Source organism: Psychrobacter proteolyticus, assembly GCF_038155145.1.
Classification (GTDB): domain Bacteria; phylum Pseudomonadota; class Gammaproteobacteria; order Pseudomonadales; family Moraxellaceae; genus Psychrobacter; species Psychrobacter proteolyticus_B.
Map to the genome: position 1 here is coordinate 1 of NZ_JBAKAY010000002.1, position 18,124 is coordinate 18,124.

Annotated in this window: 11 protein-coding genes; 10 read left to right on the plus strand and 1 reads right to left on the minus strand. The window is 44.5% G+C overall.

Annotated features, from left to right (window positions below; all coding sequences use genetic code 11):
- Window positions 1–3,661 (plus strand): Ig-like domain-containing protein (locus V6252_RS02560; protein ID WP_341609160.1); only part of this gene is annotated, 3,661 nt, incomplete at its 5' end.
- Between the two features lie 56 nt (window positions 3,662–3,717).
- Here V6252_RS02560 and V6252_RS02565 read toward each other — a convergent pair.
- Window positions 3,718–5,010, minus strand: coding sequence for an SIP domain-containing protein (locus V6252_RS02565; protein ID WP_341609161.1), 1,293 nt, complete (start codon window positions 5,008–5,010; stop codon window positions 3,718–3,720).
- A gap of 193 nt (window positions 5,011–5,203) precedes the next feature.
- Here V6252_RS02565 and V6252_RS02570 point away from each other — a divergent pair, with 193 nt between their 5' ends.
- From V6252_RS02570 to V6252_RS02610, 9 genes are all read left to right on the plus strand, one after another.
- Window positions 5,204–5,968, plus strand: a complete 765-nt coding sequence (locus tag V6252_RS02570) for an ABC transporter ATP-binding protein (RefSeq protein WP_101205244.1) — start codon at window positions 5,204–5,206, stop codon at window positions 5,966–5,968.
- 113 nt (window positions 5,969–6,081) lie between these two features.
- On the plus strand, window positions 6,082–7,005 hold the full coding sequence (locus tag V6252_RS02575) for an ABC transporter substrate-binding protein (protein WP_341609162.1): 924 nt from the start codon (window positions 6,082–6,084) through the stop codon (window positions 7,003–7,005).
- On the plus strand, window positions 7,002–9,200 hold the full coding sequence (gene fhuB, locus V6252_RS02580) for a Fe(3+)-hydroxamate ABC transporter permease FhuB (RefSeq protein ID WP_341609163.1): 2,199 nt from the start codon (window positions 7,002–7,004) through the stop codon (window positions 9,198–9,200). Before V6252_RS02575 ends, fhuB begins: the two co-directional genes overlap by 4 nt.
- Window positions 9,201–9,570: 370 nt before the next feature.
- A complete protein-coding gene (locus tag V6252_RS02585) occupies window positions 9,571–10,920 on the plus strand; it encodes a diaminobutyrate--2-oxoglutarate transaminase family protein (RefSeq protein ID WP_341609164.1) in 1,350 nt (449 codons plus the stop codon).
- A 117-nt stretch (window positions 10,921–11,037) separates the two neighbouring features.
- Window positions 11,038–12,528 carry an aspartate aminotransferase family protein gene (locus V6252_RS02590; RefSeq protein ID WP_341609165.1) on the plus strand — a complete coding sequence of 497 codons (1,491 nt, stop codon included), beginning with the start codon at window positions 11,038–11,040 and terminating at the stop codon, window positions 12,526–12,528.
- 1 nt (window position 12,529) lies between these two features.
- The gene (locus V6252_RS02595; protein ID WP_341609166.1) at window positions 12,530–14,359 is read left to right on the plus strand and encodes an IucA/IucC family protein; all 1,830 of its coding nucleotides are present in this window, start codon (window positions 12,530–12,532) and stop codon (window positions 14,357–14,359) included.
- Window positions 14,360–14,476: 117 nt separating this feature from the next.
- Window positions 14,477–15,871 carry a lysine N(6)-hydroxylase/L-ornithine N(5)-oxygenase family protein gene (locus V6252_RS02600; RefSeq protein ID WP_341609167.1) on the plus strand — a complete coding sequence of 465 codons (1,395 nt, stop codon included), beginning with the start codon at window positions 14,477–14,479 and terminating at the stop codon, window positions 15,869–15,871.
- 80 nt (window positions 15,872–15,951) lie between these two features.
- A complete protein-coding gene (locus V6252_RS02605) occupies window positions 15,952–16,554 on the plus strand; it encodes a GNAT family N-acetyltransferase (RefSeq protein ID WP_341609168.1) in 603 nt (200 codons plus the stop codon).
- Window positions 16,554–18,053 (plus strand): MFS transporter, encoded by a 1,500-nt coding sequence (locus V6252_RS02610; RefSeq protein ID WP_341609169.1) that lies wholly within the window; start codon window positions 16,554–16,556, stop codon window positions 18,051–18,053. The genes V6252_RS02605 and V6252_RS02610 overlap by 1 nt, the downstream gene beginning before the upstream one ends.
- Window positions 18,054–18,124 lie beyond the last annotated feature (71 nt).

Here is an 18,124-nt window from a genome sequence, read left to right on the forward strand (position 1 = left end):
TGTTGTGGTAGACGTGGTTGGTAACGACAGCGATCCTGAAAATGATCTAGACCCAACCACTGTTAAACTACTTGATCCAGCTGATGGTTCAGAAGTCACGACATTAACGGTTACTGGCGAAGGCGTATGGAGTGTTGATCCAATCACTGGCGAAGTTACCTTTACGCCAGAAGCAGGCTTTACCGATGATCCAACATCAGTTGAGTATGTGGTTTCTGACACAACAGGTTTACAGGCTGACCCAGCGACCATAACGGTGGACTACCCACAAACTGTACCAGATGCTGTTGATGACAATCAGACAGGAGTTTCGGGTGCGGCTGTATTAGTAGACGTATTAGACAACGATACCGACCCTGAAAACGACATCGACCCAACCACTGTTAAACTACTTGATCCAGCTGATGGTTCAGAAGTCACGACATTAACGGTTACTGGCGAAGGTGAATGGGTTGTTGATCCAATCACTGGCGAAGTTGCTTTCACGCCAGAAATAGGGTTTACCGATGATCCAACACCAGTTGAGTATGTAGTTTCTGACACAACAGGTTTGCAGGCTGACCCGGCAACCATAACGGTGGATTATCCGCAAACCGCACCAGTAGCAGTGGATGATGAAAAGTTAGACCAAGTGCTTGGCGATGCTATTACTGTTGCTGTGGTCAGTAACGATACAGATGTAGAAGGCGATCTAGACCCAACGACGGTCATCATCACCGCCTCACCAGCAGGTGGCACCATCGCCGCTGACGGCAAATCGGTTGTTGTGGCAGGCGAAGGCGAATGGAGTGTTGATACTGCCACAGGCGACATCACCTTCACCCCAGAAGCCGGCTTTACCGATAACCCAACGCCAATCAGTTACACAATTGAAGATACAACTGGTCTATTGTCTAATGAAGCAACTGTCACTATTGACTACGACCAGTTAACTAGAATTGAAGTTGAGCCGCCAGGTCGTGTTTCTGAAGAAGGGTTAGAAGGAGGAAACCCAGATAGTGATCCAGATTCAACGCTTGATACCACTGATTCAGTAACGGATACTGATGGTAATTGGATTCGAGTAACCGATACAGATACAGACCTTTCAAACGCGGTTGTGAACTTTGTGCTACCAGCAACTGATAATGGCCTGACCAGTCAAGGCAATCCTGTTGTTTTCAGGATTGATTCAAGTACAGGTGATATTGTTGGTGAGTATGAATATACTGATAGCTTGGGTGCCTCTCAAACTCAAAATGTACTAACCATAGCTTTAAACGGTAATAAAGAAGCAATTACTGATGGCTATCAATTTGGATACAATGTCACGTTGGGTGCACCTGTAGATCATACTCAAGGTGACGACATCGAAGGTATCCTGTCGGTTGATTTTGGTATTGAAGTATACGAAGATTCTTCTGCTACAAATCCATTAGCCACATCGGATGAGCTGTTGGCCATCATCGAAGATGATTCTCCTGCGCCTCAGCCAGTGGTTTGGAACATTGATGTTCAACAAGAGACTGTCACCATTACCGATCTACAAACAGGATTTACTGACTCGTTATTTACTGATCCTACACGTCCTGTCACAGTTGATGAACCTTCTTATTTAGTTGCTGGCAGTTTTAACACGGCAGCTGGAAGTAGCGGCGATACGATCCCACTGCGTGACTATGGTGGTACGGTTGGTGTCTTAACTGCAGAGCAAGATGCCACATATCAGGCGGCAGATGGCAATCTTTACGTAGATGCGCTCGACGAAGCCATTTATTGGGGTAGACCTGCAAACGGAACATCTCCTGCAGGATATACCACTTACGAAAATATTGATTATCAAGGTGCAGGTGAAGAAATCAAGTTTGAGAGCAATATTGACTTAGGTGATTTCTCTCACATTAACTTTGGTGTCTTTGGAGATGGTGGTACGTTACTGGAGACCGAGCTAGATCTAAATTTCAACGTTGATGTAAATGGTAACTCTGAGTCAGTCGCTGTTGAGTACGATATGCAGCATAATGAGACGCCTAACAATGCGACGGCTGCTACATATGGATTAGATCCTGCAAATTATGACGATGATTATGTCCAGAGTGATTTTATTGTCATACCAGATGCGACGCAGATTATAGATATTGCCGGTCAGCAGTACCAACTCGACTTAACTTTTGTCAATCAAGACCCTCTTGTTATTATTGATTCTGACAGAAATAAAACGTTTTTGAAGGCATATCAAAATAATAATGGCACCGATGATAATGGTGACGGATTAATAGATCAGTCAAATTATTCTACTCTTGGTAAGTTAATTAATGGGTTCGCTAATACAAACTCAGCAGCAGGTGTCAGTTACTATGATTTGAATGGTAATGGTACTATAGGAGATGTAGGCGACGCACAATATGTAGGCAATACGACAGGTGGTTATAGATATACCGTTATCGGTAACAGTAATTTTGCTTATATGGATCTAGATAGGAACTTAGTATCAGATGGCATTGATTTTGATGGTGATAACATCATTGATACTGTTCTAGATGCTGCTGGTAATCTCGACTATGTTGTCTTTAGTACGAATGGCAGACGCGCTGAAGATACCAATGGCGACGGTATTATTGATAAATACGACAGTGATGGTGATAACATTGTCGATACTGACTTCGCTTTAGATGATTACAACCCAGCTCTAGATGACGAAAATACTTTTGTGGTAAACAGTTTAGAAGGCCAAGAGAATACCTATGATCTTATAGGTAAACTTACGCCGCTCAATCTATTGCCTGTACTAGATAACAACGTCGTTATTGAAGGTAAAGTGGCTGTTGGTGGTGATGCTGTTGATTATCTCACTACGAGTAGTACTGGTATCATCTGGTCAGGCGTATCAACCACAGATAGTGACACAACGATTGAAGTGATTGACACAGACGGTGATACAACTAACTATGAATTCCGGACCGATTATGGTGTGTTCGTTGGCTATGCTGATGGTAGCTATAAGTTTAATACCGCGGAAAACATTGCTAATATTGTCACAGCAGGTGTGGACGATATAGACGTATTTTCATTTGAGTATCAAGATTCTGATGGTGATACAGCTAGCTCAACGGTTACGTTGAACTACAATGAATATGCGACACCGCAAAGCCCAGACTCAATAGATGATATTCCTTCACGAACGACTGCTGATAATGACTATCTAGTAGGTACTAACCAAGCTGAAACGCTAGAGGGTGGGGCAGGAGATGATACTCTAGTAGGGTTGAGCGGTGCAGATATCTTATCAGGCAGTGATGGCAATGATATTTTGATATTTGATAGAAATGATGTTTCAATAGATGGCGGTGAAAACTCGGATGGAAGTCTAGACAATGATACGTTGTTAATTAATGACACAAATATTATTGCTAGTACTGATATGAGTCAAGTTGTTAATTTCGAAACTATTAATTTGACTAACGACACTGCTCAAACGCTCAGTATAAGTCTCAGTGATGTTGTTGACATAACTGATGGCAATAATCAGCTGTTCATCAAGGGCGATAGCGTTGATACTGTTAATGTATCTGATATGACTAAGGCAGCTACTTCTGATCAGGCAGGTTATGATTTGTACCAAGATAGTGGTAATACGGCGAGTCTATACATTCAAACCGCTATAGATGACAATATTATCTAAAAGTAATAGTTGAATCGTAAAAAAACGCTCCCAAAAGGGAGCGTTTTTTGTGCAAACTAATCGTGACGCCAGTAAACCTTTACCACGACATCAGTACGACTTAGCTCAAGTCGGTCCTTTAGCAAGGGGCGCAATGCTTTGGCAGTATTCGCTTCTAGCGCTCCCCAAACTTTATCAATCTGTAGAGGGTTGTCAGTCAAATAATTACCCAATTTACTGTCGATTAGCGTGGCTAACTCTGCTCCCGAGTTCGCCTGATTGGTTACTATAGGCAGTACGGTAAAATGATCATCCTTTCGGCTTTCAGTTTCGCAATCAAGGCCACTGCGCATTTTTACCGTATCGAGGTAGCTTTGATCGCCTGCATCTTGCGTCACACAAATGACCAATGGTGGCGTAGAGTTGTTCCATAGCTCTAGCAATCGTGCTGCCGTTGGCATTGATGTCTCATCGACAATCAGTACCGCTTGACCGTCTCGTAAGTGCTCTACCTTTTCTGGAAACTCTCGTTTTGTGACGACGGTCTCGCCTGCTTGGAGTGCTGCTGCCCAGTTGCCGCCTGGCGTATCCCCATGTAAAAAAACATCGACCCATGCTCGTATTCTATCATCAGCTTGCCATGCTTTTCTCAAAGTGTAATAGCAGTGAGGACGAGTAGGGCGTACGTTCTCCTTCTCGCTACCATTAGTTTTATAGTCACTAGCTTTATTGCCATCAGTGCTGTCAGCCATCAATGCACTCGTTGTTGCATTGTGCTCTAAATCAAACAAGTACGCGTAACCCGCTTCGTTGGTAGGTACTAACGTGGAGTTTTTTGCGCCCTTATCATTACTCAACTGAGCGGCCTTATTTAATGGGGTATCGCTTAATGACGGCATGCTCAATTCAAGGCGCAGCATATTTTTGCTGACTCTATAACTGTTTTGTACCTCAAATACTTGCTTGGTCAGTTTGATTGTTTTTTTGCCTAGCTTTTTATCTGCTCTTTGTTTTAGCAAGATATATTGAGCTTGCAAGTCATCAAGCTGGGAGATTGGGGCGGCAAAAGCAATAAAGAAAGTCTGGTCATAAAGCGAGCTATTTTGAGCGTCATCCAGTTGATTCTCTGAGCCTTTTGGATGAGTTTGTATGGCAATACCTTCAGCATAAATATCAGTTATTTGCGCATCGACCAGATCCAAGTCGGCTGTAGATAATGAAGTGAATGCATTCAAGAATCCAAGCAGTTCGTCGAGGTGCTCTTCATTAATATGAGCGACCACACCTGCTATTTCAGGGTCGTTTAGGGGAGTGTATTGGCTGTTTTGGTTATCAGTGCTTTCTGTAGTAGCTAAAAGAAGGTTGGTCATATAAATACTCGCAATCAACAGAGCGTTGAAATTAAAGTGAATGAGTTTATAGTTAATGATAATTGTTTTTGTTATCATTTACGAGTAAAATCAATTTTTATTGTGGTTTGATCATCAAAAATCGGTCTATAACCGATGGCCGATAAACCATCATTTTTATGACATATTATTTTTATCAACAATGAGTGCTTATATGCTACGTGCAAACCAGCTGACTATCAGCCGTCAAGGAAATACTCTATTAGACAACGTGACTTGTGAGATTGACACCAATCAGCTGGTGGCTCTGGTTGGGCATAATGGGTCTGGTAAGTCGACCCTGATCAAAGCGCTAGCAGGTGAGATGGCAAGTAGTAGCGGCAATGTCACATTGGATGAGCACAGTATCAATGACTACGGCAGTAAGGAGTTAGCGCGGCAAATGGCATATCTGCCGCAGCAATTGCCAGAAGCTGCTGGATTCACAGTGCGTGAGCTGGTCATGCTAGGGCGCTATCCCCATCAAAAATGGTTGCAAAAGCCAACCCAAATAGATAAAGACAAAGTCGCGCAAGCATTGAAAGTGACTCAAACCGAAGCGTTTGCTGATCGCATCACTGCCACACTATCAGGTGGTGAGCGCGCTCGTGCTTGGCTCGCGATGTGTCTGGCACAGGATACCCGTTATCTATTGCTCGATGAGCCACTTGCTGCGCTTGATATGCACTATCAAATCGAGGTCATTCAGCTCATTCGTCGTTTGGTGGATGAGCAAGGATTAAGCGTGGTAATTATTATCCATGATATTAATCTGGCCGCGCAATATGCCGATCGAGTCATTGCGCTGAAAAATGGCCAAATATGTCACAACGGCGATATCGCCAGTACCATGCAACCTACCGTGCTACACGATATCTTTAATGTCGATATGCAGCTGCTCAGTCATCCTATTACTGGACAGCCTGTCGCAGTCGCTTAACGTCTGGTTTCTGCTCCTTCTTTTTAATTCGCCTACAAAGATACGCTTCTATGCCTCCCGTTTTTTATACAGATAAATTATCAAAACATCCAATAGTTACGTCAGTATCAGTAATGACAACACTAAAATGGTTCGCCCTCACATTGTGCTTGGTATTGACCGCCTGTAATAGTCAGACATCCACGCAAAAAACTGCTACCTCAGAAGCAGAAAACAGTCATAGCGATAGGATGAATATCGTGTCTCCTGACTGGGGTAATGCAGCGACTTTGACGGCGATGGGGCATGCACCAATTGCGACAGGTGATGTCAGGGTTTGGGATAGATGGGTGGGTAGTCCCAAACTGCCAACATCGATCACAGACTTAGGCATCCGTTATCAGCCCAATGCTGAGCTAATCGCCCAACTGCCTGTCGATATGGTCATAGATAATTATTTTTATGAGCATGCGCGTAATTTATATGGCGATGTGCCTGCGGAATCTGTAATGTCTGCGGCAAAAGGAGAGACAGCAACGTGGGCTGACTATACCGAACCGACGCGGGAGCTTGGCGTACTGATTGATAACCCGAAGATGGCTGAAGACTATATTGTACAAAGTCAGAAAGACATACAGCTCGCCAGTCAGCAATTCAAGGAGCGTTATCCAAAAGCCAAGAAATTCGCAGTGGTACAGTTTGCGGATGCTAATAACATGCGTATGTATGTGGCAAACAGCTTATTTCAGCCTGCGCTAGAGCAGATGGATAGAGAGCTTGTGGTATTGGGCAAGGGCAATCAGTGGGGGTTTGTGCCAATACGAATGGGAGATTTGGCGCAATTAGATGATGAGACTTGTCTATTAATTATCGATCCACTAAGCCCAATTACTAGAGCTGAAATTGAGGATAGCTTGATTTGGCAGCGTTTAGGTTATGGCAATACCCGCTGTGTGGGAGAGCTACCACCAGTATGGATTTATGGCGGGATGTCATCATTGGTTAGCCTAGCAGATAACTTGTCAGAAGTTTCATTAAAAGGCGGGGAAGTACTATGAGCGCCAATGTAGACACTCACAAAAACCAAAACAATCATATCAATAACCACACCGACAGTTCTCATAACGACAGTGCTTATACGATGACATTAGCCTCTCAAGCAGCAACGGTTTCAAAACCTTCATCAACGTTATCATCGTCGCAATCATTGAAACAGTCATCATCACCACTGAATCAGCCACCGAACCAACTCAAACCACAGACTTCTTTATTTGCCAATTTGTCTTGGCGACTGTGGGCCATGCTCATCGGACTAGCGGCTTTGTCGTTATGGAGTAGTTGGGTACTGATAGATCAGCAGTGGACGCACCCACTTCGTGACTTGCTTATACCAAGCTCGCAATTGGATATTGCCAGTATGGCGATACAGCTACATATCGTGGCGACCAGCGTAGTGGCGTTATTGGCTGGCGGGTTATTAGGCGTGGTCAGTATTTTACTGCAGCAATTGGTAAAAAATCCCTTAGCATCCGATACGACGCTAGGTGTGGGCGTGGGTGCACAGTTGGCCATGCTTATTGTCACGTTATTTTTGCCAAGCTTGGCTATTTATGGCGGAATTTACGTGGCCTTTGTGGGGGCTATCATTAGTATGGGTCTGGTATTTGCCTTGTCAGTACCCAGTCGATTCAATCCATTAATTTTGATATTGGCCGGTTTGGTCATCAATATTTTGCTGGCCGCAGTAGCCAATGTTCTAATACTGTTTTTTGCTGAGCGTAGCAATGGCATGCTGTCGTGGGCGGCTGGGTTTTTGGCACAAAACAGCTGGCATACCAGTATCACGCTAGTCATCACTGCTATTTTGATGGCTGTCGTATGTCTGCCATTATTGAAGCCATTGACGCTGATGAGCCTAGATGACACGCAGGCCAAACGTCTGGGTGTGCCTATTAATGGGATTCGCGCACTTGTTGTGCTGGTTGTCGCCGTTGTGACTGCTCTAGTGATTAGTGAAGTTGGCTTAATTGGTTTTATTGGTCTTGGTGCAGCAAGTTTGGTCAATGCGCTGGGCATCTCTGCGATTGGTAAGCGTTTGGCTACTGCCTTTGGTTTAGGAGCACTGCTTTTATTATTGACCAGCAATGTTGCGTTACTGCTTGAGCCAATACTTGATATGCAGATTCCAGCGGGTGCCATGACAGGTATCTTGGGTGCACCGTTAATTATTTGGCTAATTTTACGTCAGCGCCGTGCGCGGATAGAGACAGTGACGCCGATGCTTGCGGGTAAACATACATCCATTTCCTTTTGGCGATGGGGCGTTGGTGTACTCGCTATCATCATGCTGGCTTGTCTTTTGGTACAAGACATCAATGGTTGGGGGCTAAGTACGGACTGGGCGCTTACGCAGCAGTACCGCTTACCTCGCAGTTTGAGCGCTGCGGCCACAGGCTTGATGTTGGCGGTCGCCGGTGTGCTACTGCAAACCTTAACGCGTAACCCCATGGCCAGTCCTGAGGTATTGGGTGTCAGTTCAGGCGCGGCATTGGGGGTTATTTTAGGGTTTTTATTATTACCAAGTTTAGGACTATCTGCGGGAGCAGGGACGTTGCTGGTTTCAGGACTGTCAGGGGCAATGGCAGTGCTGCTATTGATTATTTGGCTGGCACGTAGAGTCAGCTCAGGTTATTTATTGTTAGTAGGCATAGGTATTGCCGCCATGATGGATGGGGTGATGCATATGGTCAAGCTCTCAGGAGATCCGCGTCTAGAAGCGATGCTCAGCTGGCTGTCAGGGACAACTTATAGCGCTCAGCCCAGTACAGTATGGTATCTCATTGGTATTGCCGCTATCTTATTTATATTCAGTCTATTGCTGATTAAGCCTTTGCGTGTCCTTGGCTTAGGCACAGGGGTAGCACGTAATCTAGGTGTGGCAGTTACGCCCGTTACCTTGTCACTACTGGCACTAGTAGCAGCGCTTAGCACAGCCAGTACGCTTGCCGTTGGCCCATTGAGCTTTATTGGTTTGATGGTGCCTCACTTAGCTACTTCATTGGGTGCTGTAAAGCTTGAACGGCAATTGCCACTAGCTGCACTCTTAGGGGCAGGGGTGATGGTGATAGCGGATTGGATTGGCCGTTATGTTATTTTCCCTTATGAGCTACCCGCTGGTACGATTGCAGCTATTATCGGTGGTGGCTACTTCTTATGGCTCATTCGTAAGGTGCCAGCCTCAGCAAATAGATAGCCGCTGTTTTTAGATAGTTCTTAACTAACGATAAAAGTGAACACAGATAGTCTAGAGCTATCTGTGCTTGGTAGCTGTGTGTCATTGATTAGTCGACAGTTTGTAGTAGCCTGCATTGCTCCTAATTAATCGCTCTTGATTCGTCGTTCTTGGATTCACGCTAGCTGCTATCTTTGTCATTTTTATCAACAGAAAATTCGCAAACTGGGTTGACAGTCAGTTGTTGGTAGTAGATACTACGCCTCATTAATAATAATGATTATCATTTACATTATCATTCAATATAAATGAGCGATATTTCAAGGGGTAAGCGTCAAAACTTACTTTCGAATGTTTATCCAAAACTACTGACAATAACAAGGCTGAAGCTATGGACACGATCTTATTAGACGAATCACGTGATAACGAATGCTACTTAAATCGTCAAGAACAATTTGAATCGAAGGTTCGTAGTTATCCACGTAAGCTGCCCTTTGCGATTCAATCAGCTAAAGGCGCTTGGATTACCGATGTGGAAGGTAATAAGTATATCGATTGCCTATCTGGTGCTGGAACGTTAGCGCTTGGGCACAATCATCCCGTAGTCATAGAAAGCATTAAAGCGCTATTAGACAGCGATGTACCTTTGCATACATTGGACATCACCACACCGTTAAAGGACAAATTTAGCGAATTCATGTATAAGTTGCTTGCGACCAATAGCGATAAATATTGCTTACAGTTTTGCGGGCCGACAGGCGCTGATGCGGTAGAAGCGGCTATTAAATTGGCCAAGCAAGTCACTGGTCGTTCAGGTGTTGTCAGCTTTAGCGGTGGCTATCATGGCATGACACATGGCGCGCTGGCTGTGACAGGGAACTTGGCACCTAAGCAAGGCATCGAAGGCTTGATGAGCTCGGTGCAGTTCTTACCTTATCCCAATATGTATCGCTGCGCGTTTGGCTTGCCTTTTGAGCAAAGCATTCATGCCCATATGAGCTACTTTGAAAGCTTCCTAAAAGATGTAGAGAGCGGTGTGGTAAAACCAGCCGCAGTCATTTTAGAAGTCATACAAGGGGAAGGTGGTGTTAATCCTGCGCCAATAGAGTGGCTGAAGCATGTGCGCCGAGTGACAAAAGAGCTAGGAATCATGCTGATTATCGATGAAGTACAAACAGGATTCTGCCGTACAGGACGTTGGTTCGCTTATCAATATGCGGATATTGATCCCGACATGATTGTGATGTCAAAAGCAATCGGTGGTGGTCTGCCACTTGCGGTATTGGGTATCAAAAAACAATACGATGTATGGCAAGCAGGCAATCATTCTGGCACATTTAGAGGCAATCAATTAGCCATGGCAACTGGCCTTGCCACCCTTAATTACTTAAAAGATAACAACGTTGCTGACTATGTTTTAGAAATAGGCGCATGGTTCATGGCGCAGCTAAAAATACGCCAACAGCGCTATCCAAAAATGGGCCAAGTCAGAGGACGTGGTCTCATGATTGGTATAGAAATTATCAACCCCAGCCTACCTAAGCAAAATGACGGTAGCTATCCAGCAGATAGTGATATGGCTGCCAAAATCCAACAAGCGTGTTTTAAACATGGTTTGGTGATTGAAAAGGGCGGGCGCGGTGGCACAGTACTGCGATTATTGCCGCCCCTCAATATAACCAAAGATGAGCTGCAGCAAGTCTTGCAAAGGCTTGATATGGCGCTAGAAGACAATCAATAGTATTGCCAGCGCCTTAGCATGATTCACACATTTATAAAAAAACTCTGATAACGACTCTAATAATAAGTCACTTATTTTCGATTTATACAATCGTGGAATAGGACGGGTGAGGACATTTTGCATTTATTAAACCAGCAAACCAGTGAACAATATGTCACGCATATGCAAAAAACCAGCGCTGTCATCAAACAGTGGCTAGACGACAATAACGTGTATTTGGGCGGCACACCGCAACAAGTACAAGCGACCAATACTTTTAGCATCCATGAGCAAGGCCGAGACATCGACACGATACTCGCTGATATTAAAAGTAAGTTTTTACCCAGTTGTGTGTCGACGGCCAATGCGAATTGCTTAGCTCATTTGCATCCACCCACATTGGTCATCGGACAGGTTGCCGAGATGATTATCGCGGCCACTAACCAAAGTATGGACTCGTGGAATCAAAGCCCAGCCGCGACCTATATTGAAAAAGACTTAATCCATTGGCTGTGTCAACGTTGTCAATTTAATGACATCTCTGACAATCAAACAGGAAGTAATGCTGGTGGCGTCTTTACCAGTGGCGGTACGCAAAGTAATCTGATGGGTCTACTGCTAGCACGCAATCAATTCTATAAGGCTAAGGGTGTTGATGTGCAAAAGGATGGCCTGATGGGTCAGCTTAGCAGTATTCTATGCTCAGACCAAGCGCACTTTTCTATCGAAAAAAATGCGGCACTACTAGGTCTAGGCCAACGTTCCGTCATTAAAGTAGCGACTGATGCATCAGGTGCCATGCTGATGTCTGACTTACAGCATCAGATAGATCGTCTAGGCGCTGGCAATGTGATGGCCATCATCGCAACCGCTGGCACAACGGATTTGGGTGCTATTGATCCTCTAATGTCTATTGGCAAAATTTGCCGTGATGCACAGATATGGTTACATGTCGATGCAGCATGGGGCGGGGCATTGCTATTGTCACAGCGCTATCGACACTTGATTGACGGTCTGAATCAGGCTGATTCTATCACTCTAGATTTTCACAAGCATTTCTTCTTGCCGATCAGCTGCGGTGCTTTTCTCTTACGAGACAATCAAAATTTCGAGAGTATTCGCCATCATAGTGAGTATTTAAACTCTGCTGATGACGAACAGGACAATATCTTAAATTTAGTCACGTACTCTTTGCAGACCACACGCCGTTTCGATGCCTTAAAGCTGTGGATGGCGCTGGACTTACTGGGAACGGATAACTATGCAGCCTTGATTGATAGCTGTCTCGATACTGCTAAGCAGGCGGCAAAGCTGATTGATGCAAATGAAAGTTTTGTACTGGTACATGAGCCTATTATCAGCAGTGTCTTGTTTTACTTTACACCCAAAGATACCGCGTTATCTGATGAGCAACTCGCACAGCTCAATCGTCACATTGCGCAAGCGTTATTGGTTAATAATATTGCCAATGTGGCCACCACCCAGTTTAAGCAGCGCCTTTGCCTTAAATTCACCATTCTAAATCCCAATACCCAAATCAATGATATTGCAGACACCATTGAGCAGATGGCTATTGCTGGTTTTAACCGACTCAATTCTGACAACCTGAACGTTGATGGGAAGAAATAACATGATGCAGCATAAAACGCTTGATCGACTTACACTACAAAATCTAATCAATGCTTACTGTTTTGAAACTGGGCGCGGCGATATTATTGCCGTAGAGCAGCAGGATGATATACAGAAGCAGGCCTCACAAAACAAGCCTCTATTAGTGCTAATGCTATTGCCTTCGAACACGGTAATGGTCGTACCTGTCGATAGCGTGAGCCAATTGGGTCAGCACCGTTTGGCAGGCACGCCGCTTATATTGAATAAGCAGGTCAGCATACGATCAGACTCAACATTAGACACGCAACTGGACGACCCTTTACAAAATAGCCGATGGATAAAATCCTCTGCTATGAGCCTAGCGTCTTTGATTATTGAAGACATCGTGCATCGTTATAAAGACAAAGCGACGCTAGATGCCAATGGTGTATTAAAGCGCTGGATTGAGAGTTATGAGGGGCTGCAGATTATTTTAGAGCATCGCAATGATGAGATTGATGACATCGTTGACTATCAGCAAGACTTTATTCAGACCGAACAAAACCTTATTTACGGTCATGCTATGCACCCTACACCTAAAGGCCGTGCCGGCTTTTATGGTGCCGAATGGGCGAAGTATGCGCCCGAGACCAGTAGCAAAACCCAGTTGCACTATTGGCTAGTGCACCCCAGCTGTATTACAGAAGAATTCGTAGATGGCGACAGCATTACCACAGCGCTCAAATCAAAGCTACAAGCTGATATGAGTGGCTATCAGCAGCAACTTGTGGATGAGCATCCTGACTATAAGCTGTTGCCATTACACCCTTGGCAAGCAAGGTTTTTGCAGCAACAACCTTGGTATCAAAAGCTGCTAGAGAGTGGTCAATTGTTTGATTTGGGTGAGCTTGGTTGGCATCTGCATCCAACGACATCAGTACGCACACTGGCTGCCTTTGATGCGCCTTGGATGTTCAAGTTGTCGTTGTCTGTGGCAATCACCAATTCGGTGCGGATTAACCTGCCCAAAGAATGTAAACGCGGTATGCATGCCTGCCGAATCTGGCGTAGCGACTATGGTACTCAGCTCAAGACCCAGTATCCTACGATTGCGGTATTGAATGATCCTGCTTGGATTGCCTTACGTGTGGATGGAAAAATCATTGATGAGACCATTTGTATCTTACGTGACAACCCTTTTACAGAGGATACGCAAGTCACCAATCTTGCCAGCTTAAGCCAAGACCATCCAACCCGTCTCACCAATCGCTTAGAGACATTGTTTAAGTCCATCCATAAACGGACAGATGAACCTCTAGAACAGGTGGCTATCCAGTGGTTTGACACTTATTTGCAAGTTGGATTTATACCGCTTATTCATATGTATTATCAGCATGGTATTGGTTTTGAGGTACATCAGCAAAACAGTCTGATCGAGCTAAAAGACGGCTATCCTACTAAGTTTTGGGCCAGAGACAATCAAGGCTTTGGCTATATTGCAGAGTATGCCATGCCGCTCATTGACGCTTATCCCGAGCTGATTAGCGAAGGAGAGTGCGTCATTCCAGAAGACTTTGCCGACTCACGCTTTGCCTATTATTTAGTTGGCAACAGTATATTTGGTCTTATCACTGCCATTGCTCGTACCCAGCTTGTGAGTGAAGAGGCATTAATCACGACGTTTAAAGCATGTCTAATAGCGTTAGAGCAACAATACCCACATCGTTCGTTATTTGACTTGTTGTTGCGTAGTCCTACATTGCCGTTTAAGGGCAATCTACTCACCAGACTCTATGCACTCGATGAGCTGACCGCACCTGTTGAGACCCAGTCTATTTATGTCGATATCCCAAACCCTATGATGACGTAGCACGTCATATTGGAACGGCAAAGATAAGCACACGATAAAAGTTAGGGTTCAACAAGAATTAGCAGCAGAATTAACGTAACTATCGAATCACTACTACCAAATCACTAAGGGGCGACCGTGTTAGATATTATTGGTATTGGCGTAGGGCCGTTTAATCTAAGTTTGGCGGCATTACTGACAAAGACCGACGTAACCGCCAAGTTTTTTGAGCAAAAAGCTGAGTTTAATTGGCATAAAGGCATGATATTGCCAAACACCACACTACAAGTACCTTTTATGGCAGACTTGGTGACATTGATAGACCCAACCAGTCCGTATTCTTTTTTGAATTATTTGCATACTCAGTACCGATTGCTCAAGTTTTACTTTTTAGAAGAGTTTAAAATTTATCGTAAAGAGTACAATCATTATTGCCAATGGGTAGCAGGGCAGCTGGATAGTCTGAATTTTGATGCGGCAGTGATAGACGTAACGTTTGACGATAGCAATGATGGGTTTGTAGTGACAGTCTCTGAACAAGGCAAACAAAACACCTATCATGCTAAAAATCTGGTCATAGGAACAGGAACACAGGCCACGCTACCACCATCGCTGCAAGATATTGCCAAACAAGCGCCTAACCGCTGTATGCACACCGCCCATTTTGCAGATAATTTTGACTTGGATAGCCTCAATGCTAGTAGCCTTGATCTGAATAGCACCAAGACAGACAACAAGCTGACCAAAGTGTTGGTGTTGGGGTCTGGGCAATCTTCAGCAGAAGTGTATCGAACGCTGTTTGATCAGCAGTTTGATGGTGATGATAGTGCTAATGACGACCCTAAGTTTCAGTTAGATTGGATGACTCGCTCGGCAGGGTTTTTCCCTATGGAGTACTCCCCATTAGGTTTGGAGCATTTTAGCCCTGCGTATACAGACTACTTTTATGATTTAGACTCAGCAACCAAACCTCAAGTTACTGCCAAGCAAGACCTGCTCTATAAAGGCATGGGCTTTGAGACCATACGTGATATTTATCATCGTCTCTATGAGCGCAGTATTACCAATCAAGATTTGTATTCGACGTTGCTGTCTAACTGTGAAGTAATTGAGGCAACGCTGACAACAATGCTAGAAGCGCCAGAGCCAACAGACATCATAAAACTGGTAGTTAAACAGCGTGAACAGAATCAAGATTTTACTGCTGAGTATGATTGTGTGATTGCTGGTACAGGCTATCGTTACGGTCTGCCTGAGTGTTTAAGCACGATACTGCCTACCATAGCGCATGATGAGTTTGATCAGCCAGTCATTGATAGAGACTATGCACTGAAATATGTGCTGACGCATCAAAAAAACATCGCGACTGATGGCAAAATTTTTGTACAAAACCAAGAGATTCATACTCATGGCGTTGGCGCACCAGACTTGGGGCTGGGTGCTTATCGAGCAGGGTGCATCATCAACCAGTTAACAGGTGGGCAGACTTACGACACCGATGCCTTAAAAGTGTTTCAAAAATTTGGCGCGTAGTGTTTTATAAGCATTATATTGAACAGAAACGATATTAAAAAATATTAACCACATAGCAAAATAATAACTAGGAGCAAGTCATGCCGACTATCACCCAAAACCTACCCGATACGTTTAGCATTGAAGCTTATCAAAAGACGTTTGCGTTGAGACCTGTCAGCTACCCAGATGATATGCCATTGCTGTATAAATGGATGCATGCTGAGCATGTGGTCGATCAGTGGCAGCTCCATCTCCCGATGCCGCAGCTAAAAACACATTTTGAAAAAATGCTAGCCGATGATCATCAGCGTCTCTACCTCATACTCTGTGATGATAAGCCGATTGGCTATACAGAGATTTATGAAACGGCTCGTGATCGGTTGTCTCAGTATTACAAAGCTAAAGAGACGGACATGGGGTGGCATATTTTGCTTGGTGATCCAGCAGTGGTTGGCAAAGGCTATCTCAAGCCAACAGGAATGATGATCAGCAAGTTTATATTTGAGCATACTGAGGCCAAAAAAATCGTAGTCGAGCCGGATAGTAAGGTTGAGGTGTACCAATGGATTGCTGATAGCTTCGCTTATCGCGTACAACGTTTGATTGAAATGCCAGAAAAAACCGCCTCATTATATTTTTGCAATCGCGATGAGTTTCTAGAATCTAGAGGGTATCTCAGCTTTTATGGTGCCACTGCTTAATGAGCAACGCCCCTATAAATAAAGCACCTATAAATAAAGCATCTACCAATGAGTCATCTATAAACGAAGCCTCGAATAGTAGTGGTAATGGCTTTACCGACAAACAGGTACAGCAGGTGTTACTGACACTACTGCTCGGCGGTACGGTGGTCAGCTTTAGTAATAGCGCGCTCAATCCAGCTATTCCTGTCTTTATGTCGGTGTTTGATGTCGATATCGTGATGGGCGGCTGGGTGCTAAATGCTTATGTCTTGGCCATGAGTATAGGGCTAATGCTCAGCGGCTACCTAAACAAAAAGTTTCCTTTTAAACATATTTATTTGGCGGCAATTCTTGGATTTATGTTGGGCTCAGTCATTGGCATGCTGGCCTATGGTATGAGCTTTGTCATCATTGCCAGAGCCATACAAGGACTGAGTGGCGGTCTGATCATTCCGCTATCTATTGGTATGCTATATCAGATTTATCCGCAGAAACAGCACGGCAGAGTAATGGCGCTATGGGGCATCGTTATTATGATGTCGTTGGCGTTTGGCCCTTTGGTCGGTGCTTATTTGGTTGAGCAGTTTGCGTGGTGGACACTGTTTGCCATTACCTTACCACTCAGTGCGGCGGTCATGGCGATGGTGTGGTGGTTAATACCTGACATACGCTCACATGATAAAAAAAGCCCTTTCGATACCATCGGGTTTGTCAGTTTGCTTATTTGGCTGCTTGCAATGATGGTTTGGCTGAGCACGCTGAAGATAGACTTCACTGGTGGATTATTTAGCAGTGACGGCTTGTTAAAGATAGCCACGTTGGGTTTATTATCTATTGGATTTCTACTGTCCGCGATGGCTTGGTGGGCATACGAGCGGCGTCAGCGTCATCCGTTATTGAACGTGCGCTTGTTCAATAATAAGACCTATTTGCACAGTAATATCATTAGCATTAGCCAAACAGTCGGTTTGATGTTGTGTCTCTTGCTATTGCCCGTGTTAATCCAAGATGTGATGGGTGAGAGTGCCTTATGGACAGGCATTGTCCTGATGGTCGCGACGCTCGTAGCCAGTGTCACCACTCATTACGCTGGCAAGATGGTAGATAAGCAAGGTGCCAGAGGGATTGGCATCGTAGGAATTGCAATTAGTGCGCTTTCTACCTTGATGCTGGCATGGTGCTTGTATCAGCCCACGCTTTGGCTATTAATGCTAATTATGAGTGTGCGAGGTATTGGGGTAGGTTTGGCTTACCTGCCAACCACAACGGTTGGTTTTAGTAGCTTACCTAAAGACGCGGTCACTGAGGGAGCCGCCCTTAATAACATCAGTCGGCGCATTATCTCTACCATATTTATCACGCTGTCCACCATTTATATAGACAGTCGAGGTGCGCAATTATTAGCAGCAGGTAGTAGTAACAGCACGGCGAGCGCCATCCAAGAAATACTGGTGATCATCGCGATGATTTTATTATTCACGATTCCTTCAGCGTGCAAATTACCACGATCCCCATAAACAAACACCCCATATCGGGGTTTACTTTAACTTATTAACGTAAATAATTATCATTCGCTTTACATGTATCT